We start from the raw sequence: 20,291 nt of genomic DNA on the forward strand, positions 1-20,291 counted from the left end.
TATAATTGGATGATTCGAAATACTTTTTTCATTTTGGAGGTGAAGTTTTGAATAAGTGGTTAAAGGCTTGGAGTATTTTTATTTTTACAATTGGAGGCTTATTAGTAGTACTACTAATTGGTTTGATATAGATAGTGGAAATAATAAAAAATGTATAAAGCGGCTTGCGCTCTGAATTCTAAGGACTCAAGCCGTTTAATTGTTTCTGGTAGCGATATTGATTTTAAAATAAATAGCGTCATTTATCGCTGAATCTAACTCTCCATTGAATATAGTCTTCCAAAGCCGCTCATTTTAACTCTTTTGAATAAATTTCACATGAAGTAGCTGCCTGTAATCCATCACGTCCATTTGCCTCATATTTCATTTTCCAGCTATATAAAGTTTGAGGTTGTAATGAAAACCTTTCGTACAATGGCCAGATAGTAAAGTGACCTTCCTCGAACAATTGAAGGATATGTCATTTTAACTCGATTGGATGTTTATTTCATCCAAAAAATGCTCCCCTTAGATAAACAAATTTTATTTTTAATCTGTCTATCTAATAGGGAGCATATCCAATTTTTCGATGGCTTTTGTCTACTGACTAATAGCTATTTTTTATTTCGAACACCTACTATATAGCCGAAAAATGCTATGCCTAGTAAGACAATCCAGAATGTTAACTCCCATGCAGTGGAATGCGGGAATTCTGCAGGTAATATCCCTACTTTTTCGTGGGCTAATGTTAAAACAACGAGCTTTACCCCTACCCAGCCAACGATTAAAAATGCTGCTGTTTCAAGTGAAGGATAATCATTTAATACTTTAACAAACCATTGGGCAGCAAAACGCATCATAATAACCCCGATAAAACCGCCTAGGAGCATAACGATAAATTGTCCACCATTGATGCCACCGATATCAAAATTCCCTAAATGAGGCAACGTGACAGCGATAGCCACTGCTGCCAGCATTGAATCAATAGCAAATGCAATATCTGCTGCTTCTACTTTGAGTACAGTTAACCAGAATCCAGACCCCTTTTTCCCAGCCTTTTCACTCGTATCTTCTTCCTCATCATTTTTATGTTTGCGCAAATCATAAATATTTTTCGCCGACATAAATAGCAGATAAGCCGCACCTACTGCTTGTATTTGCCAATAGTTTACTAAAACAGTAATGACAAAAAGAGCAGCGAATCGAAAAATCAGAGCACCAAATAATCCGTAAAATAACGCTTTTTTTTGTTGTTCTTGCGGTAAATGTTTGACCATTACAGCCATTACTACTGCATTATCAGCCGCTAGTAAACCCTCTAAAACAACTAGGACAATTAAAACCCAGCCGTATTGTAATATTATTGCTTCCATTTATGCTAGTGCCTCCTCTAAGCTCGAAATACCCCAAAATGACTTGTTCCACTAAAGTTACAAAAGAAAAAAACCCCTGCCTTAAGTGGCAAAGGTCTCGCTAAGTAAATTAGTACCTTATCGGTACATCAATCTACACGTCATCAGTCATCATTTTACGTATAGAGCCATTCACTATCACATCCGATGGTAAAACCATGTCTTGACGAATGTGAAACCAGGTACAATTGCAAAACCTGTTAGCTACTCCCCTTTGACAAAGTGTCGAAGGTATCTTCTTTCAAATATTATAGCACTATCATTTACAGCTGACAAAAATATCTAAATGGTTTTTTTCATTACTTAATTTGTATCTGGTAGCTCGTATCTTCTTTATGTGCTAAATAAAAATCAATCATTTTCGGCATCGTTTGAATAAAATCAGGACATGTAATTCCACCTTTTTGTAGAATTTTCTGGGCTTCAGTCGTGTCGAATGTGGCATTCCATGTTAAATAATCTAATGTCTCCTGTTCCACCCCTAACTTTCTCCGAATAAAAGGGATTTGCAGAGATAGTTTTGCCCACGCAAACGGTAAACGCCCCTTCGGATAAGCATTCGTCACTAGTTTCACCATAGTACGATATACTTCCTGTACAGGATGAGGGTTCGGATCTGTTAAATGAAGTGTCTTGCCTTCAGCCTCTTGTTCTGATGCCAAAAAAGTCGAGGCATTTAATATATAATCTACTGGTACTACATTAATTGTAGACGTAGATTGTCCAATATACGGAATAATAGGTAAACATTTTAAGCGTTCTACTAAATTTAAAAAGAAATAGGGTCCATCAAACTTAATAGTTTCACCGGTTTCAGAATGTCCCCTCACAATGCCAGGTCTAATGATTGTTAATGGGATTTCTGATTTTAAATCTTCTACTCGGAGCTCAGCCTCATATTTTGTCTCTTCATAATAATTTTTAAATGCGAATGGTCGGATCAGTTCACTTTCACGCAGTAACCCCTCACGTGTACCAGCCACATATGCCGTACTAAAGTACATATAGCGTTTTAAATTAGGTAAAGAACGCACAAATTCATTCACCATTGTTGTCCCATGAACATTCACTTTCCAAGCAATATCACGTGGTACAGCTAAATCATATATAGCTGCTAAATGCCAAAGTACTTCAATTTGAGGTATGATTTCTTCTATTACTTGATTATCTACACCAAGATTCGGTAGGGTAATATCACCCTCTACAATTCGAATCGAACAGTTAGGAAATTCATTTACTATTTTATTTTTCTCATGATGGGCCTTAATGGTTTCGCCAGTCAATACGATTGCTATAACCTGTTGCGTTTGTTTGTTTCGGAACAATGACCTAATTAATTGACTTGAAATGAAACCAGGAAAACCAGTAAAAAAATGAACTTTCATCTACCATTCCCCCCTTGATTCTAACGCATCTTTCTTGTTTCTTTATCCACTAAACTATAAACAATCGGTACAATATATAGGGTTAGTAACGTGGAAGTCACAAGTCCTCCAATAACAGCTATTCCCATCGGTTGATTCATCTCTGTTCCTTCACCTATGCCAAGTGCAAGTGGCAACAACCCTAATATAGTTGTTAACGCTGTCATTAAGATTGGACGGAGACGATCCTGAGTAGCTAGTAAAATTGCTTCATAAGCAGACATACCATTTGCTTTTTGCTGATTAATATAATCAACTAGCACAATACCATTATTTACAACAATCCCTACAAGTACTAAAATTCCTATTACAGATGTCACACCAATTAAAGTATTTGTAGCAAACATGGCAGCCGCTACCCCTATGATCATTAATGGAACCGTAAACATAATGACAAACGGATATTTGAATGATTCAAATTGAGCAGCCATCACAATATACACTAATATAATGGCAAGAATCACTGCTAATAGCATATCATCGATTGCACTATCATAAAGCTCACGATCACCGCTAAATACGATTTGTGTAGTAGGAGCTAATTGAGCACTCTTTATTGCTTTATCTACTTTTGCCGATATTCCCCCTAAAGATTCCTTCGTTTCATATTCAACAAAAAATGCCACTGCTGCCGCCTGATCTGAACGGCGAATAGAGACGGGTCCCTCTTTTATAGAAACTGTCGCAACATCCTCTAATTTCACAAATACCCCTGCTGGTGAACGCAGTTGCATTGCTTTTAGTGAATCTATACTATCATTGAAGAGCTGACCGAAACCTGTGTAGACAGGTAATACAGCACCATCCTCTGCAATTAATTGGGAGGTTAATTGTCCTCTTGTCATTTGATTGACAGACTGTGCAATTTGCGCGGGTATGAAACCATAGTCTTTTGCCTTTTCTCGTTTTACTTCAATTTGAATTTCTTGAACAGTATTATCTAAATCTGTGGAAACTTTCGTCACCTCTTCAATTGCTTGCAGGTCTTGTTGTACTTTATTGACTGCCTCTTGGAGCCTTTGTTCATCAGAGTCGGTTAATCGAAACGTTAAAGTATGCGGTGATGAGCCAGTTGCTGTCGATACGTTAAATGTCAGTTCAGTCTTCTCCTCTAGCTCTCCCTGTAAGTCTTGCTCTAGCTCTTCAACAAATTCAAAAATTGAACGTTCTCTTTCTGCTAAAGGCACAAGCTTTACATACATCTCTGCTTGGTTCGGGCTAGTTTGTCCACGTGATTGTGATTGTTGTGTACCGCCGATTAAACTAACATAAACATCCACATCTTTTTCCTGCTTTAAACGTTCCTCAATCTTTCTGACTACCTGTTCAGTTTTCGATACAGCTACACCCTTTTCAAGATTGACGCTAATAGTTGTAAAACCTTCATCGGTAGGTGGTAAAAATTCAGTACCTATTCTAGTCAATCCAAATAATGATAGGCCAAAGCAAACTACCGTGAAAATTAGTAGGAGCATGCGATGCTGCAGAACCCACACAATAGACGATTTGTACTGCCTATAAAATAGAGATTTACTACGCTGCTCATAAAAGTTAATACTTTTCATTTTTAATAGCCGACTCGCTAGCATCGGTACTACTGTAAGGGCAACTACTAAAGAGGCAATTAAACTAAATGAAATAGTGAGAGCAAATTCTGTAAAAATTTGTCCAATCAGTCCTTCGATGAACATAACAGGAATAAAGACAGCGATTGTTGTTAGTGTTGAAGCAGTAATCGCAAGAGCAACTTCCCTTGTCCCTTCCTGCGCTGCTGTAATAGGATCTTTTCCTAACCCTAAGTGTCTTTCAATATTTTCAATAACAACGATTGCATTATCCACTAGCATGCCAATACCCAATGCTAGAGCACCTAATGTCATAATATTGAGTGAAAAATCAGCCAAAAACATTAATACAAATGTCACAATAACCGAATAGGGGATGGCAATACCAATAATGATAGGGCTCTTCACACTGCGTAAAAACACAAAAAGAACGACCATCGCAAACAGACCTCCTAAAATTAAGGAAGAGCCTATGTTGCTAATGGCAATATCCACGTAGTTGCCTTGATCTACTAATATGTCTGCTGTAATTCCCCTGTATTGCTCTTTCTCTAGCAATTCATTTAAGGTTTGTTGAAACTCCTTTGACACTTCAGCAGTATTCGCACCCGACTCCTGTAAAACGGACATAAGAACTGCTGCATGCTCATTGGCACGGGTTGTCGTTACAGATGGCTGTTCTGCCCTTTTAACAGAGGCGAGGTTGCCAACTGTTAACGCTTCACCTGTTAAAGGATTCACGGAAACAATTAAATCGGCTATATCCTGAGGTGATGTTAAAGTACTAACAATACGTGTTGTTAACATTTTTCCATCATCAGTTAAAACAGGGTCACCAGGAAGTGATACATTGTTCGCTTGGACTATTTGAATAATATCTGCCTGTGTTAAGCCTTTTTCGACTAACTTTACCTCATCTAACGTTATTTGTATTTCCTCTATAAGCTTCCCAGAAACATTTACACTTGCGACACCCTCTGTCCGTCGAAGCTCCTTTTCTAAATCCTCTGCTAATAAGCGCACATCTACATTTTCATTTTCTGCCCGCAATGAAAGCTGAATAATGGGAAATTGGGATGGATCAAACTTTAAAAAGCTTGGTTTGCCCGCATCATTGGGAAGTGGTGTCATATCAATTCTCTGTAAAATATCAAGCTGGACATCTTCTAGGTTGGTGGACCAATTGAATTCAAGGACGATTAAATTGCTTCCTTCTTGTGAAGTTGATTGTAGTTTCTTAATGCCTGGTAAGGTGGCTAGTGTTGCCTCTAAAGGCTTCGTCACCCTTTCATTCACCTCTGTTGGACTGGCTCCCGGATAAGAGGTGACTACTACACCTATTGGCGGATTTAGCTCAGGTATTAAAGTAATCGGTATTTTTAATAACGATACACCACCTAATAAAATTACAAATAGCATCGTTACAATAGTAAATACTGGTCTTTTAATCGAAAAATTACTGATGTTCATATTAAAAACTCCTTCTTCTACCTCTTCCTTTCTATCATAGCCGAAAAGGGCATTATTTTATAAATGAGCTAATTTCCTATCTTAAGCGCATTTGCGAATTCAAATTTCCTAATACTGTATATATTCTACAATCCGTGTCAAATTTCCTTGTAAAAAAACACGAATCGCAAAATTGTCGATTCGTGTTGACTATTAAAGAAGGCTATAAAGTTTAATGTTTTCATTTTTATCGGCAAACCAACGCATGGCAAACTCATTTTCGAATAAGAACACAAGATTATCAAAACGATCTTTCACCAGCATTGAACGTCCAGAGGACATAGATTCTTTAACATCCTCTTCATTTTCAATCCAACGGGCAATTTTCGAACCAATTGGCTCCATCCTTACTTCCACATTGTATTCATTTTTCATACGATGTTCAAATACTTCAAATTGAAGTTGACCCACTGCTCCAAGAATAACTTCCTCTGTGTGCAGTGTTTTATAATATTGAATGGCACCTTCTTGTACTAATTGTAAAATACCTTTATGGAATTGCTTCGATTTCATTACGTTTTTAGCCGTTACACGGACAAATAACTCTGGAGTAAACTGTGGTAATTTTTCAAATTGGAATGTTTTTTTACCACCCACTACGGTATCTCCAATTTGATAAGTCCCTGTGTCATATAAACCGATAATATCCCCTGCAACAGCTTCATCTACAGTCTCACGATCATCAGCTAGGAATTGTGTAGATTGTGTGACTTTAAAGGATTTGCCTGTACGAGACAAAGTCATATTCATGCCACGCTCAAATTTACCAGACACAATACGGACAAAGGCAATACGGTCACGGTGCGCAGGATTCATATTAGCTTGAATTTTGAATATGAATCCTGAAAATTCCTCTTGTTCAAGCGGATCAATAAACTGCTCATCTTCCGTAATTCTAGGCTGTGGTATTGGTGCAAATTGTAAGTAAGTCTCTAGGAATGTTTGTACCCCAAAATTTGTTAAAGCTGAACCAAAGAACACTGGTGTTAATTCGCCACGACGAATTTTTTCTTCCGAATATTCATTACCAGCCTCGTCCAGTAGTAATATATCATCCATTGCTTGAGAATAATAAGAAGTAACTTTCATCGGATGCTCTACAGCAAGTTCACCATTTTCATCTATTGGCAGAAAGCGTTCAGCTTCATCCGTACGGAACTGCTCAATACGCTTATTGTAACGATCATAAATACCAAGAAACTCTTTCCCCATACCAATCGGCCAGTTCATAGGATATGCATGTATCCCCAGTACTTCCTCAAGCTCTTCTATTAGCTCAAGCGGCTCTTTCCCTTGACGGTCCAATTTATTAATAAAAGTGAAAATCGGAATACCGCGCATTTTACAAACCTTAAATAGCTTTAAAGTTTGCGCCTCTATCCCTTTAGCGGCGTCCACTACCATGACAGCACTATCTACTGCCATTAATGTGCGATAAGTATCTTCTGAGAAGTCTTGGTGCCCAGGGGTATCCAAGATATTCACACGTGAGCCATTATAGTCAAATTGCATCACGGAAGAAGTAACAGAGATACCACGTTGCTTTTCGATTTCCATCCAGTCAGATGTTGCAAACTTACCTGTTTTTTTCCCTTTTACTGTCCCTGCGTCACGAATGGCGCCTCCAAAAAGTAAAAGCTTTTCTGTAATCGTCGTTTTCCCAGCATCAGGGTGACTGATAATGGCAAAAGTACGACGGGATTGTATATCTTTTTCTAAATTTGAATTCATCTCGTCATTCTCCTTTTTTCATACTTAATAATAATAAAAGAAGACTTGCCTTTCGTACAACCTTTTTACATGAAATCGCCAAAAAGAAAACCCTTTAGTACTATCTAAAAGGGTTTCCTAAATCTTATATTCCATCAAACAAATTTCAAACGGCCAGCTTCTATTGCTATTTCTGCATCACTATGCGGAAATTTTGTATTTTCAATAATTTGATAATCCTCATGGCCTTTACCAGCAAAAATAATCATATCGCCTGGTTCAGCAACCTCAATCGCATGACGAACTGCCTCTGCACGATCTCCGATACAGGCAAAATTGTCATGTAACATCCCTTTTGCCAAATCACCCGTAATACTATTATAGTCCTCATAGCGTGGGTCATCTGTTGTCAAAATAACATACTCTGCTGCCGACGCCTTCTCAGCCATTGCAGGACGTTTTGATTTATCACGGTTACCACCTGTCCCAACTAAGAAAATAAGTTTGCCCTTTTTATATGGTTGTGCTGCCTCAATCGCTTTTTCAATAGCATCAGGTGTATGTGCATAATCAACAAACATTTGTACAGGTAGCTCAGAGCATACTTTTTCCATACGTCCTTTAACTGGTGGAAGTTGCTCGATTTGCTCAATAATGGCCTCCATAGAATAGCCACGACCATAAAATGCCACCATTGCTGCTAACACATTATAAATGTTAAATTCACCTAGTAAATTCATTTTCACACGATAAATTCCTTCTGACATCTCCACATCAAAAGATGTCATATAATCGTGATATTCACAGTTAATGGCACGGAAATCTGCTGTTTCATTTTTTAAACCATATGTCCACACTGGAAATGGTGTCATAGCTGCGTACCGCTCTGACCAAGCATCATCGGCATTTAGCACAACAAATTTATTTTTTTCTAAATCTTGTCCAAGCTGGGAGAATAATAAACCTTTGGCATGCCCATATTCCTCCATCGTACCATGGAAATCAAGATGATCGTGCGTTAGATTTGTAAAAATAGCTACATCATAGTCAACACCTGCTAAACGTCCAAGTGCTAATCCATGGGATGAAACCTCCATCGTCATTAAACGACAGCCTTCCATTTTTGCTCTAAAAATCATTTGTTGTGTTGATAACGCATCACTTGTTGTATTGGCAGATTCATATAAAATTCCATTTAAATTAAAGCCAATTGTGCCAGATAAGGCAGATTTTTCACCCATACCATGCATAATATTTTGAATAATACCTGTTACAGATGTTTTACCATTCGTTCCCGTTACCCCGATCATCGTTATATCTTTGGAAGGATAATCAAAAAACTTTGCGGCTAACAAGCCTACTGCACGGTCTGTGTCTTTTACAATTACTTGAGCAATCGTCTCACCTAGCGGCAATTCCCGCTCTGTTACAACAATCGTAGCACCTCCATCTACAGCCTTTTGAGCATAGTCATGTCCATCCACTGTATAACCTTTAATACAAACAAACATGCTATTTGGCTGTACACTTCTTGAATCTACTACGATATCAGTCACTTGGTCTGGCAACATGCCAATTATTTTTTTCAAAGGTAATGCACTTAACAATTCCTCTGCATACATTTCATAGTCCTCCAATCAATCTCTACACTCATGTCATCATTTTTGATTATTCGACAAAAAACGACAAAATGAATCCCCCCACGCTCTATTGAACTTATTTTACTACTTATTTCGCGATAAATAAAATGTCTCCGTGCTGTTTTTTTAACGAAAACGCTTTCATTTGAACAAAAAATACGTTTTCTTCAATTTTTTCATAATTAATGACTAATCGGCATTTTTCGACACGCCTAGGTTGGGATTTTTGGGGATATTTTTCTATACAAAGGAGGGTTTTTTTGAAAGGGGATATCTTCATTTGAAAAAAGATACCCCCATTTTAACTATTTCATAATAGAGCGTACAATTTTCACCTTTTGATTATACGGTGGAAACAGTACATTCGTCTCAAGCTTAGAAGATTTCTTTAAAATGGATTTTGCATGTGTAAAGTTTTCAAAGCTTGCTTTACCATGATATGCTTTCACACCCGATGGACCAACACCTCCAAATGGTAAGTGTAAGTTACCAACATGTGTAATCGTATCATTAATACATCCTCCGCCGAATGGCAATTCCTCTAAAAAGTATTGAGTCGCTTTTTCATGCTCTGAGAAGAAATATGCCGCTAATGGTTTCGGTAATTGGCGTATTTGATGAATTGCCAGTGGTAAATCGCTATACATCATAACAGGTAGGATAGGGCCAAAAAGCTCTTCCTGCATCGAAGGACTTGTCCACTTTACATATTCGATGATTGTTGGCTCAATATATAAATCATCTCGATCTATCCGTCCACCGAATGTTATAGCGTCACGTTCTTCCTTAATAATTTGCTGTAAACGATCAAACTGTCTAAGATTCACGATGCGTCCGTAATCAGGGCTTTTTAATGGGTTCTTCCCATAAAAAGAACGTATCGTCTCTTTTAAAATTTTCATAAAGCGATCATAAACATCTTTGTGAACAAGTAAATAATCTGGTGCCACACATGTTTGCCCAGTATTTGTGAATTTACCCCATACAATCCGCTTCGCTGCTACTTCTAGGTTCGCTGTTTGATCAACAATAGCTGGACTTTTCCCTCCAAGTTCTAAAGCAATTGGTGTTAATCGTTCTGCTGCTGCCTTAGCAACCACTTTGCCAACTGCTACACTTCCTGTAAAAAAGATATAGTCAAAGGAAGCATGGATTAAGGCAGTAACCTCATCTTTTTCCCCTTCCACTACACGTATATAGGATGGGTGAAAAGTTTCTTCAATTACCTTTTTTATAATGGCTGCAGTGTGTACAGATGTTTCTGACGGTTTAACGATAGCTGTATTACCGCCAACAATAGCACCTACCAATGGTTCCATGACCAATTGAAATGGGTAATTAAACGGACCAATAATTAATGTTACACCATACGGTTCACGAACAATAAAGCTCTTACCCATCTGATATTGAATAGGTGTTTTGACGGCTTCTGGCTCCATCCATTCTTCCACATGCTTCACCATGTAAGAAATACTATCTAAGACAATGCCAATTTCAGTTGCATACGCTTCGAACTCACTTTTCCGGAGGTCTAAGTATAGTGCGTTCAGTATTTCCTTCTCATATTTCAAAATGGATTTCTTTAGTTTTTTTAATTGCTCTTTTCGAAATTTGACACTTTTAGTGGCACGAGAAAAATAAAATTGACGCTGCTCTGTTATCATATTTTCCACATCTTTAGACGTAAAATTCATCAATAAAGCACCCCTTTTCAAAAATGGCATACATAGTTTTTTCATTTCGAAACAAACTATCATTGTCTATACGATACAACATCAGGAGGAAAAATTCCTCTTTCTACATCAGGGGGGAAGAATTTTGAGTATGTGAAATGTTTTAATTTTTTCATCTTGGGAAATATACAACTACACAACTACATACTAAACGAAACGGGGGCGTAGATGAATGACAACAACAACGACATGGTGGGAGTCTATTTTTTCTGGACCATTATCACATGGGATTTGTGAAGAAAAATTATTGCTTTTGCAAGATGAGGCTTTCTTATATCTTTCTACAGCACCGGTAGAAAACGAAGAAAATCTTGAAGTAAATTAAATGAAAGCGCATTATAGGATACCCCTTTAATGCGCTTTTATCATGTTTAATTAGCGATTAATAATTGCCGTAACTGCTCTAACTCTGCTTCTAGTCTACTGATTGCTTCTTCCTCTATGGCAAAACCTCCTTCATCTAACCGAATAATTTGTTTATCTACAATATAAACAGAGTGTGATATTGAGGTCGCCCCTAGTACAGCTAAAACAGGCTTCAAAGCATACTCTAATGCTAATAAATGACCAATAGAACCCCCAACAGCGATAGGTAGAATGACCTTCCCATGCAGTGCTTTTTGGGGTAGTAAATCTAAATAAGTTTTCAATATTCCCGTAAACGATGCTTTGTATATAGGGGTTAAAATGACGACTATTTGTACTTCCTCAATCCATTTATTCTCTAGCTGTATACTTTCACTTGCAAAATTGGCTGTTATTAGATCTACAGCCGGTAGTTCATGAATATAATTGGAATGGACTTCTACACCCTGTGCCATTAAATGATTTTTAACCTTTTCATGGATTGCCATAACTCTAGAGCTTTTTGAGTTACTGCCATTAATGATTACTGCTTTTGTCAATTTACCAGCTCCTCTTAATTTTTTAAAAGCCATTAAAAAAAGCCCCTATTTTACAATCAAACGAAAACCGCCTTGTAAAATAGAAGCCTCTAGCTGCCTAGTCAACTCCAAAACCAAGTATTCTTATAAAATTAATCTAACATATATTTCTTTAATGTCAATAGCTTTTCAATTATTGGTGAATGGCTTTTCCAAAAACAGCTTTGGCAGTATCTCCAATATGCTCAGATACAGTCGGATGTGGGAAAATCATTTGTGCTAAAGAAAGAGCTGTACCACCTGAGTTTTTTGCCGCCAATATAGCATTCAGCATTTCTGTTGCACCATCCCCTACAACACAAGCACCTAGAATTTGACCGCTGCCCTCTTTTGTTATTAGCTTCACAAAGCCTTCAGTATTTCCCTCCATTAAAGCCTTTGGATTTGTTTGTAATGGCATTTTTGTCATCGTGTAAGGTACTTTTACCTGTTCTTCTAGTAAACCAAATGTGGCAATCTCAGGGTGTGTATATACACAACGCGGGATTGATGCTTGGTCAATTAATGCTGGTTGATTACCCATAATATAATCCACAGCATAGATTCCTTCCGCACTCGCAGAATGTGCAAGCTGATAACCACCGACTAAATCACCAATTGCATAAATATGAGGCTGACTCGTCTGTAAATGCTCATTCACGGCAATTAAACGGCCTTCAAAAGTTAACTCCAAATGCTGAGCGATTTCTGTATTAGGACGACGCCCTGTCGCAAACAGAAGATTTTCATATGTATATATACCTTTTGTCGTATGAATAGTATGGCCTTCAAATTTTTCGAATTGGAAATCTGTTATAAGCTCAATACCAAGTTTCTTCATCTTTTCTCGAATAAGGGGTCTTGCCTCTGGTTCTTCCGTTTGTAAAATATCCTCACTATGATTAAGCATTGTAATTTTCGTTCCTAGGGGGGCTAAACTAAAGGCCATTTCTACTGCAATCACACCACCACCGATAATCGTTAACTGTGCTGGTAGCTCTTTAAGATTGAAAAATGTATCTGTTGTAAAGTAGGTAGCGGACTCTAACCCTTCAAATGGTGGAACATATGGTTTACTGCCTGTTGCCAATATAATATCTGACGCCGTCAAAGTTTCATTTCCTACTGTTATCAGTAAGTCTTTAGTTAATGTGGCCTCACCACGATATAAAGTTATATGGTTGTTGATAATATAGTGCTCAATATTTGTTAGAAGCTCTTGAATAATTGTATCTTTACGTTGCATTAATCGAGGAAAATTTATTTTAACATTGTCTGTTTCTATTCCCCAACTATTTCCTCGATTTATTGCCTGCACTAGTTTACTATGCTCCAATAAAATTTTAGATGGAATGCATCCAACATTATAGCAAGCTCCTCCTAATTTATCTCGTTCAATCAACGCAACCTTTTTGCCATTTTTGGCAGCATGAATGGCCGCTACATACCCTCCTGGCCCTGCACCAATAATTGCTATATCAAATTTTTCCATATTTTTCACCTCATGTATCACCTTATCATTTGCAAAAATTGAATGCAATATTACCAGTAAGGTCATTGAAAGGGATCCTTCAGAAATTTAAAGCTTAAAGATGAAAAATAATAAAAGCAATTGAGAGGTTTTCTCTCAATTGCTTTTGTCTCCAGTCTGGCCTCGACTTTACTTTCATTACGCGTATATTTTTCCCAACTAATAGGCTTAATAAATATTCCGTTGCCAAAATCTTTGTTGTGCAATGGCGTCTACAAATTTTTTAGAAAAATCCTTATTCCCAGTTGCTAAAACAATACCTGGCCCTACATTGGCATTCGACATATTGAAAAACGTTGTACCTGTAACGGCAAATCCAATCGGTTTGTAATGACGATATGCCTCATTAATGTAATTTACGATATGTGTATTAAATTTAGCTTGATTACTTGCCTTTACACCCACCACATATAACGAGTCAAATAATACGGCATCGGTTGTAATAAAGGTGTCGCTTGCCGTTAATTGAACACCATTATTTCCAGTCACAACTCCTAGTCGATCAGAAATAATGCTGTAGCGCACCCCCTGCCTTGTTAAATATTTTAATACCTCCCCTACCTCATTCGCATCGAATCCATCACCAATTAAAACACCTACCCTAAGTGTATAAGGTAATTTAATGGTATTGGCTTGACTAAGTGCGGGTGAAGAGGCTGTTACCTTGGACTGTTCGCCACTAGGAGGGTTAACACCCACATTTTCAGCAACAGTTGTAGCCATTGCTTTATCTACGTGAACAAACATATCTACAACTTGTTGTCGCACAGATTTACTCTTGACTTTTCCAACCTCAAAGCTAAAAGCATCTATAATGTGCTGTTTTTCAGGAGGGGACATACTGTTCCAAAAGAGTCTAGCTTGTGAAAAGTGATCGTCAAAGGATTTACTACGTGCCCTTGTGATTCGCCCTTCAACCTTTTCTTCATAATGAACATATCCTCCCTCCCTTGCAGTGGATGTTGCAGGTGTATTATTGGCTAATGAATTTTTATGATAGCTTACTCTTCCTAGATTAATTGCCTGTCGACTAAAACCATTACGTTGATTATTATGCACAGGACAAAGAGGGCGATTTATAGGGATTTCTGTAAAGTTTGGACCCCCTAAACGTATTAACTGTGTATCTAAATAGGAGAAGAGTCGACCTTGTAATAGTGGATCATTGGTAAAGTCAATGCCTGGTACAACATTTCCTGGATGGAAGGCAACTTGCTCAGTTTCAGCAAATACATTATCCACATTGCGATTTAAGGTCATTTTTCCAATTATTTTTACGGGTATCAGTTCTTCTGGCCAAAGTTTTGTGGCATCTAAAATATCGAAATCGAATTTAAATTCGTCTTCTGGCTCAAGTATTTGCACCCCTAACTCAAACTCTGGATAATCTCCAATTTCAATGGCCTCCCATAAATCCCGTCGCTGAAAATCTGTGTCCTTCCCAGCTATTATCTGAGCTTCATCCCAAACTAGTGAATGCACACCTAGTACAGGCTTCCAATGAAACTTCACAAATCTTGATCTTCCTCTATCATTAACAAAACGGAATGTATGCACCCCGAAACCCTCCATCATACGGAAGCTTCTAGGTATTGTTCGATCTGACATATGCCACATAATCATATGTGCAATCTCCTGATTGTTCGCCACAAAATCCCAAAACGTATCATGGGCAGAGGCAGCTTGTGGCATCTCATTATGCGGCTCAGGCTTTACTGCATGAATTAAATCTGGGAACTTAATGGCATCCTGAATAAAAAAGACTGGAATATTATTGCCTACTAAATCATAATTTCCTTCATCCGTGTAAAATTTAGTTGCAAATCCCCGTACATCACGAGCCGTATCCATTGAACCTAAACTACCTACCACTGTCGAAAACCTGACAAACACTGGCGTTTTCTTTTTCGGGTCTTGCAAAAATTTCGCCTTCGTATACTCTCTCATCGACTCATACAATTCGAATTCACCATGTGCAGCAAAACCTCTAGCATGCACGACACGTTCCGGAATTCGTTCGTGGTCAAAATGTGTAATTTTTTCTCGAAGATGAAAATCCTCCATAATTGTCGGACCACGGACTCCTGCTTTTAAGGAATCCTCATCGTTTGACACTCTAAGACCCTGATTCGTAGTCATTTTTGTGCCTTCGTTCTCTACACGAAATGGCTCTAGTTGCTGATCCTTGGCATTTTCCTCTATATTTTTGCGTTGATTCGAATTTGGCTTATCCACGCAATCCCCTTTCATACTATTACTGATTTCGCTCAATAGACACTATATGTTTGTTTGGATTAAACATGCATTTATTTGACAATCTATTTCCACTAAAGTAAAGAGTAGGACCCCTACGTCACAAAAAGAACCTACCGTTTTTAAAATATGTATCGTATCATTTCATGTATGTTACAGTAAGGGTTGTCACGGCTCTCCGAACTACGAAGAGCCATCATGTCTGTACAATTTTTAATCGCTACTTCATGACGTAATGCAATGGGGGCAATAATCGTCTCATCAGCCTTATGACGGAAATATCGGCTCACACCGAGGTGTTGTTCCATTTTGTCATTTAAGACGGCACGTGGATATTTTTCCGAGCTATCCACTTCCTCAAAATGCAAAAGTAACCACAATTCAAAAGCCTCATTAGAATAGGCAATTTGAATCTCTTTTTCCTCACAAAATTGATTTACTTCCTCCAATTGCTTTTCTGTTAAATCATCCTTATCAAAAACAATCCAGACCTCATCAAAATATTGATAACTAGAATCCCGATAAGCATGTTGAGCAAGCTTGATGGCAGATCGTTTAACATTTTTTATTTTGACACTCACCATTTTAGAGCGCTTCAAAATACGTAGCTGTTCAAAATAAATACGCTCCGTTTCACCTTCACAATAAATTAAAATAGTTTTCCGCAGTGTTCGGTTCCCTTGTTGACGTACTCTCACTGCTCAGATACCTCCGCTTCTTCTAAATATTGTTCAGATAAATATTCATTAATAACGGGCGTTGCGCCAAATTCTCCTTTTAAATAACGTTTTGCATAAGAAAGGTCGCCACGCTTTTTTTGCAAGTCTGCAAAATCAAATAAAGAATAGAGCTCAGATTCATTTTTAAAGGTTTTATTAACAAACCAAATTTGATCAGAACGCAATGGCTGATCCAATAACTCTATTTCATGACTCGTCACGACAAATTGATTACTCGTATTACGTTTACTATTCATGATTGCCATTAGAAATTCGCAAATTGATACATGAAAAGCTGTATCGAATTCATCAATAAAAATAGTTTTTCCTTTATTATAAGCATCTACCATCACACAAGCTAAATGCAACATGCGCACTGTACCTTTAGAATCCATCGTCCAATTGATCGTCTCGTTTCCGATGGGCACACCCGATTCATCAAATGATAAATAATGTAGGTCAATATCAACTTCTTGAATGACCTCAGGGCTGTCAAATTCGTAGCCAATGGTATTTTTTTCTCTGCGCTCCACACGTCTTGCCGTGACATCTTGAATTGAAAAATCGGCAATTTTAAGAAGTTTGATGACCTCTTTTTTGAAGGGCTCCTCTTCAAGTTTACGAATTAGAGGATGACTTGATAACCGATTCGCTTCATCTAGAAACAGCATTTTATGTAAAAACCAATCGAATACCTTTAACGCGTCTGAATCATTAAAAACATGTAGCACTGATATAAAGGCTGTATTATTCCGCGTATATTTTGTTAATTCCTGTGCAGTCGAATGAGCTGTTTCATACGAATAATCCACACCATCCCATCGTCGGACAAAAAGCTCTTCCTTCAAATTATGAGTTGTCTTGTGAAGACGCTCATATAGAATGATGGAAGCATTGTACTGAATTTCATACTCATACAAAGCACCGTCCAAAAATAATGAAATCATAAATTCTGTTGGTTGGCCCTGCTGACTTCCTAGCTTGAATGGTTGATAAGGCAGGCGTAATTGTTTAACATTGTTTAAATTCTCAAAATTAAAGAGTAAGGTTCTCAAAACTTTAAGCGCGGTAAATAGATTGGATTTACCACTTCCATTCGGCCCAAAAATAAATGCACTTTTCACGACACGAAGTGAATCATCCAACGGTATGGTATGGGTATCCTTCCATTTTCGTAGACGACTTCCTGCTACCATTGAAAATAATGTATCCTCTTTATAGCTTAGACAATTGTTCACTCTAAAATCTACAAGCATATGTAAGCCTCCGTCCACATCCATTTCTTTAATGAATTATTATACTATAGACATAGAAAAAGACATATTACACTGTGTAATATGCCGAATCCTCTATATAGTTAAATTTCCGCCAATTTATCAACTTGTAAAGCATTCAACGTACGTTCAATTCCCTCTGCAAAAGAAATTTTGGGTCTCCAACCAATTGCATTGGCTAATTTGTCATTATTTAAAAATGAATGTTCAATATCTCCTTCTCGTGCGGGTGCATATTGAATTTCAAGTGGATGATTTAAATGCTGAAGCAACAAAATCACTTGATGAAGAGACCACGCTTCATTTGTGGACACATTATAGATACCTTGTAATCTTGAATGGACACCGGCATAAATGGCATCTGCAATATCATCGACGTAAATAAAGTCACGTGTCTGTTCACCATCACCATAAATTGTAAAGGGTCTTCCCTCCATGCTACTCTTTAACATACTTGGGATGACAGCAGCTTCACCTTGCATTTGTTGTCTTGGACCGAAAACATTGGCGAATCTGTAAATAAGGATAGGTAACCGATAATCCTTTTGCCATTTTTCACAATAGGTTTCCCCTATGCTCTTGTTTAGCCCATACATTGATATAGGTTCGCACACATCTGTTTCTTCTAGTGGCGGATAGTGACTATTTCCATACACAGCAGCTGAGGAGGCAAAAACAAAATGCTTTACCTTATATTTAGATGATAAAAAGAGCATTTGACTTAGCCCAACAATATTCGTCAAAATATCCTTTACTGGCTCCTGTAAGGATTGTTGAACACTCGTTTGTGCTGCACAATGAATGACCACATCGAAATGTGTCTCTTTAAAAAGGTGCTCACAAACCTCATCCTCCACATTTAAAAGATAAGATTTATGCTCAAAATCAACATTCCGTAAGTGACCTGTACTTAAATTATCAATAATATAAACAGATGCACCTTCTTCAAAAAAACGCCTACCTACTGCACTGCCAATAAAACCATAGCCACCTGTCACTAATACATTCATCCTATCGCCCCCAAAAACAATATGATGATTTATATGCAGAATTTGCTAAAAATATGCAAAAAACATACTCAATGGAATTAATTTACAAAATATCATTACTAGAATATTTCTTAAGAACATACCTTTTTTTGGACATATAAAAAGCATGCTTGAATATACCTTCAAGCATGCAGGAAAATCTCTTTATTAAGCTGGGTTAATTTCTAACTCAACTGATACTTTAATATCTTTACCTACAAGTACTCCACCAGTTTCTAAGGCTGCATTCCAAGTTAAACCAAAGTCTTCGCGATTGATAGTTGTTTCAGCTTCAAAACCATATACTTCTTGCCCCCAAGGATTAGTACCCTTGCCATTAAATTCTGTATCAAATGTTACTGATTTTGTTACACCTTTAATAGTTAAGTCTCCTGTTACTGAATATTCATCGCTAGATTTTTTAGTAATGTCTGTTGATTTAAACGTAATTGTTGGATATTGTTCAGCATCAAAAAAATCCGCTGCTTTTAAATGGTTATCACGATCTTCACTACGTGTATTAATACTTGCTGGATCAATAGTAAAGCTAATGTTAGCAGTTGTTAAGTCTGCAAGATCTGCCGCCTCAATGTCCGCTGTGTATTTATCAAATACACCTTTCACTTTTGATACCATCATGTGTTTTACTTGAAAGTTAATTGCTGAGTGCCCTAAATCAATATTCCATTTTGCCATTTTAAAATTCCTCCAATAAGTTGATTTTATCTCGATTTCGAGATATATTTTAAAATATGAAGCAACTACATGAATTATGTTACCCAACATTGATTAGGCTAAACATTTGTAGTTACTTATCTTTTTGTACTACTTTGGTTATGAAAAGTAATTGATTACTTTATGTAACTTACTATATATTAATAATTAAATTACGTCAAGTAATTTAATTATTTTTTGTTAAAAGTTCTTTTTGAAATTTGAAATATTCAATTTACGATTTCGAACAAGCATAGGTTTGTCCACATTAGCCATAAATAAAGCATAACGTTAAAGAGTTTTTATGTATCATCCTTTGTCTATCAAAATTCATGATCGTATCAGGATTTTTTTTCATCCATTTGTTATATAATTCTGCGAAGAGGACTTGGAGGTATGAGGTATGAAAATCAATAGAATGGATCATGTGAGCATAAACGTGAATGATCTTTCAGAGGCTAAAGCATTTTTTCTTGAGCTAGGGCTTGAAGTGAGAGCAGAATGGGAATTACAAGGAGAACTGCTGAGCCGAATTGTAGGGCTTAATTATACAAAAACGGCATGTGTAGGATTGGGGATGCCTGATGGTCAGACATGGATAGAGCTAGTGAAATTTTACTCGCCTTCTGATGAAAAAGGTATACAGCCAACTTTTGCAAATACGCTTGGAATCCGACATATTTGCTTTAATGTTGAAAATATTGAAGGTATTATTGCTAAATTGAAAAAAAGGGGTACAAAAATTTTTAGTGAGATACAGCAATATGAAGAAAGTTATAAATTATGTTACGTGCGTGGTCCTGAGGGCATTATTTTAGAGTTGGCGGAGAAAATCCAATAAAAAAGGCTAAAAAGATGGAGAACCTTGACAGTGAAG

At 37.2% G+C, this 20,291-nt stretch carries 16 protein-coding genes; 2 read left to right on the top strand and 14 right to left on the bottom strand.

All coding sequences use genetic code 11. The features are described 5' to 3' along the window. Positions 1–289: 289 nt before the first annotated feature. The 7 genes from ACOZBY_RS03460 to ACOZBY_RS03490 form a co-directional block, all read right to left on the bottom strand. The gene (locus tag ACOZBY_RS03460; protein ID WP_422761502.1) at positions 290–448 is read right to left on the bottom strand and encodes a helix-turn-helix domain-containing protein; all 159 of its coding nucleotides are present in this window, start codon (positions 446–448) and stop codon (positions 290–292) included. Positions 449–593: 145 nt separating this feature from the next. Beyond that, positions 594–1,352, bottom strand: coding sequence for a TerC family protein (locus ACOZBY_RS03465; RefSeq protein ID WP_012293018.1), 759 nt, complete (start codon positions 1,350–1,352; stop codon positions 594–596). A gap of 338 nt (positions 1,353–1,690) precedes the next feature. After that, positions 1,691–2,776 carry an SDR family oxidoreductase gene (locus tag ACOZBY_RS03470; protein WP_036160873.1) on the bottom strand — a complete coding sequence of 362 codons (1,086 nt, stop codon included), beginning with the start codon at positions 2,774–2,776 and terminating at the stop codon, positions 1,691–1,693. 20 nt (positions 2,777–2,796) lie between these two features. Next, complete coding sequence (locus ACOZBY_RS03475; RefSeq protein WP_422761505.1) at positions 2,797–5,850, bottom strand: efflux RND transporter permease subunit; 3,054 nt, start codon at positions 5,848–5,850, stop codon at positions 2,797–2,799. A gap of 192 nt (positions 5,851–6,042) precedes the next feature. After that, positions 6,043–7,620 carry a peptide chain release factor 3 gene (locus ACOZBY_RS03480; protein ID WP_012293015.1) on the bottom strand — a complete coding sequence of 526 codons (1,578 nt, stop codon included), beginning with the start codon at positions 7,618–7,620 and terminating at the stop codon, positions 6,043–6,045. A 134-nt stretch (positions 7,621–7,754) separates the two neighbouring features. Continuing rightward, positions 7,755–9,221: a UDP-N-acetylmuramoyl-L-alanyl-D-glutamate--2,6-diaminopimelate ligase gene (locus ACOZBY_RS03485; protein ID WP_099805013.1), complete on the bottom strand. Its 1,467-nt coding sequence runs from the start codon at positions 9,219–9,221 to the stop codon at positions 7,755–7,757. A gap of 323 nt (positions 9,222–9,544) precedes the next feature. Further along, positions 9,545–10,933 (bottom strand): aldehyde dehydrogenase, encoded by a 1,389-nt coding sequence (locus ACOZBY_RS03490; RefSeq protein ID WP_099805012.1) that lies wholly within the window; start codon positions 10,931–10,933, stop codon positions 9,545–9,547. Between the two features lie 211 nt (positions 10,934–11,144). Here ACOZBY_RS03490 and ACOZBY_RS03495 point away from each other — a divergent pair, with 211 nt between their 5' ends. After that, positions 11,145–11,297 carry a hypothetical protein gene (locus ACOZBY_RS03495; protein WP_012293012.1) on the top strand — a complete coding sequence of 51 codons (153 nt, stop codon included), beginning with the start codon at positions 11,145–11,147 and terminating at the stop codon, positions 11,295–11,297. Positions 11,298–11,343: 46 nt separating this feature from the next. Here ACOZBY_RS03495 and ssuE read toward each other — a convergent pair whose 3' ends face one another. The 7 genes from ssuE to ACOZBY_RS03530 all read right to left on the bottom strand — a co-directional run bounded on the left by ssuE (position 11,344) and on the right by ACOZBY_RS03530 (position 19,396). After that, positions 11,344–11,910, bottom strand: a complete 567-nt coding sequence (gene ssuE / locus ACOZBY_RS03500) for an NADPH-dependent FMN reductase (protein ID WP_012293011.1) — start codon at positions 11,908–11,910, stop codon at positions 11,344–11,346. A 139-nt stretch (positions 11,911–12,049) separates the two neighbouring features. Continuing rightward, on the bottom strand, positions 12,050–13,387 hold the full coding sequence (gene lpdA, locus ACOZBY_RS03505; protein WP_036162588.1) for a dihydrolipoyl dehydrogenase: 1,338 nt from the start codon (positions 13,385–13,387) through the stop codon (positions 12,050–12,052). A 207-nt stretch (positions 13,388–13,594) separates the two neighbouring features. Next, on the bottom strand, positions 13,595–15,676 hold the full coding sequence (locus tag ACOZBY_RS03510) for a catalase (protein WP_012293009.1): 2,082 nt from the start codon (positions 15,674–15,676) through the stop codon (positions 13,595–13,597). A 125-nt stretch (positions 15,677–15,801) separates the two neighbouring features. Beyond that, the gene (locus tag ACOZBY_RS03515; protein ID WP_012293008.1) at positions 15,802–16,377 is read right to left on the bottom strand and encodes an RloB family protein; all 576 of its coding nucleotides are present in this window, start codon (positions 16,375–16,377) and stop codon (positions 15,802–15,804) included. After that, a complete protein-coding gene (locus tag ACOZBY_RS03520) occupies positions 16,374–17,654 on the bottom strand; it encodes an AAA family ATPase (RefSeq protein ID WP_036160870.1) in 1,281 nt (426 codons plus the stop codon). The genes ACOZBY_RS03515 and ACOZBY_RS03520 overlap by 4 nt, the downstream gene beginning before the upstream one ends. A 101-nt stretch (positions 17,655–17,755) precedes the next feature. Then, complete coding sequence (locus tag ACOZBY_RS03525) at positions 17,756–18,682, bottom strand: NAD-dependent epimerase/dehydratase family protein (protein ID WP_012293006.1); 927 nt, start codon at positions 18,680–18,682, stop codon at positions 17,756–17,758. A 186-nt stretch (positions 18,683–18,868) separates the two neighbouring features. Continuing rightward, the gene (locus ACOZBY_RS03530; RefSeq protein WP_025113709.1) at positions 18,869–19,396 is read right to left on the bottom strand and encodes a YceI family protein; all 528 of its coding nucleotides are present in this window, start codon (positions 19,394–19,396) and stop codon (positions 18,869–18,871) included. 421 nt (positions 19,397–19,817) lie between these two features. On the opposite strand from ACOZBY_RS03530, the gene ACOZBY_RS03535 reads away from it, so the two are divergent. Further along, complete coding sequence (locus tag ACOZBY_RS03535; RefSeq protein ID WP_099805010.1) at positions 19,818–20,255, top strand: VOC family protein; 438 nt, start codon at positions 19,818–19,820, stop codon at positions 20,253–20,255. Positions 20,256–20,291: the final 36 nt, after the last annotated feature.

Origin of the sequence: Lysinibacillus sp. NPDC056220, assembly GCF_049315265.1 — a bacterium.
Taxonomy (GTDB): domain Bacteria; phylum Bacillota; class Bacilli; order Bacillales_A; family Planococcaceae; genus Lysinibacillus; species Lysinibacillus pinottii.

Excerpts from the sequence above, each read along its gene's own strand:
- ACOZBY_RS03465 (WP_012293018.1), bottom strand. The coding sequence starts at position 1,352 with ATGGAAGCAATAATATTACAATACGGCTGGGTTTTAATTGTCCTAGTT.
- ACOZBY_RS03470 (WP_036160873.1), bottom strand. The coding sequence starts at position 2,776 with ATGAAAGTTCATTTTTTTACTGGTTTTCCTGGTTTCATTTCAAGTCAA.
- ACOZBY_RS03475 (WP_422761505.1), bottom strand. The coding sequence starts at position 5,850 with ATGAACATCAGTAATTTTTCGATTAAAAGACCAGTATTTACTATTGTA.
- ACOZBY_RS03480 (WP_012293015.1), bottom strand. The coding sequence starts at position 7,620 with ATGAATTCAAATTTAGAAAAAGATATACAATCCCGTCGTACTTTTGCC.
- ACOZBY_RS03485 (WP_099805013.1), bottom strand. The coding sequence starts at position 9,221 with ATGTATGCAGAGGAATTGTTAAGTGCATTACCTTTGAAAAAAATAATT.
- ACOZBY_RS03490 (WP_099805012.1), bottom strand. The coding sequence starts at position 10,933 with ATGAATTTTACGTCTAAAGATGTGGAAAATATGATAACAGAGCAGCGT.
- ACOZBY_RS03495 (WP_012293012.1), top strand. The coding sequence starts at position 11,145 with ATGACAACAACAACGACATGGTGGGAGTCTATTTTTTCTGGACCATTA.
- ssuE (WP_012293011.1), bottom strand. The coding sequence starts at position 11,910 with ATGGCTTTTAAAAAATTAAGAGGAGCTGGTAAATTGACAAAAGCAGTA.
- lpdA (WP_036162588.1), bottom strand. The coding sequence starts at position 13,387 with ATGGAAAAATTTGATATAGCAATTATTGGTGCAGGGCCAGGAGGGTAT.
- ACOZBY_RS03510 (WP_012293009.1), bottom strand. The coding sequence starts at position 15,676 with ATGAAAGGGGATTGCGTGGATAAGCCAAATTCGAATCAACGCAAAAAT.
- ACOZBY_RS03520 (WP_036160870.1), bottom strand. The coding sequence starts at position 17,654 with ATGCTTGTAGATTTTAGAGTGAACAATTGTCTAAGCTATAAAGAGGAT.
- ACOZBY_RS03525 (WP_012293006.1), bottom strand. The coding sequence starts at position 18,682 with ATGAATGTATTAGTGACAGGTGGCTATGGTTTTATTGGCAGTGCAGTA.
- ACOZBY_RS03530 (WP_025113709.1), bottom strand. The coding sequence starts at position 19,396 with ATGGCAAAATGGAATATTGATTTAGGGCACTCAGCAATTAACTTTCAA.
- ACOZBY_RS03535 (WP_099805010.1), top strand. The coding sequence starts at position 19,818 with ATGAAAATCAATAGAATGGATCATGTGAGCATAAACGTGAATGATCTT.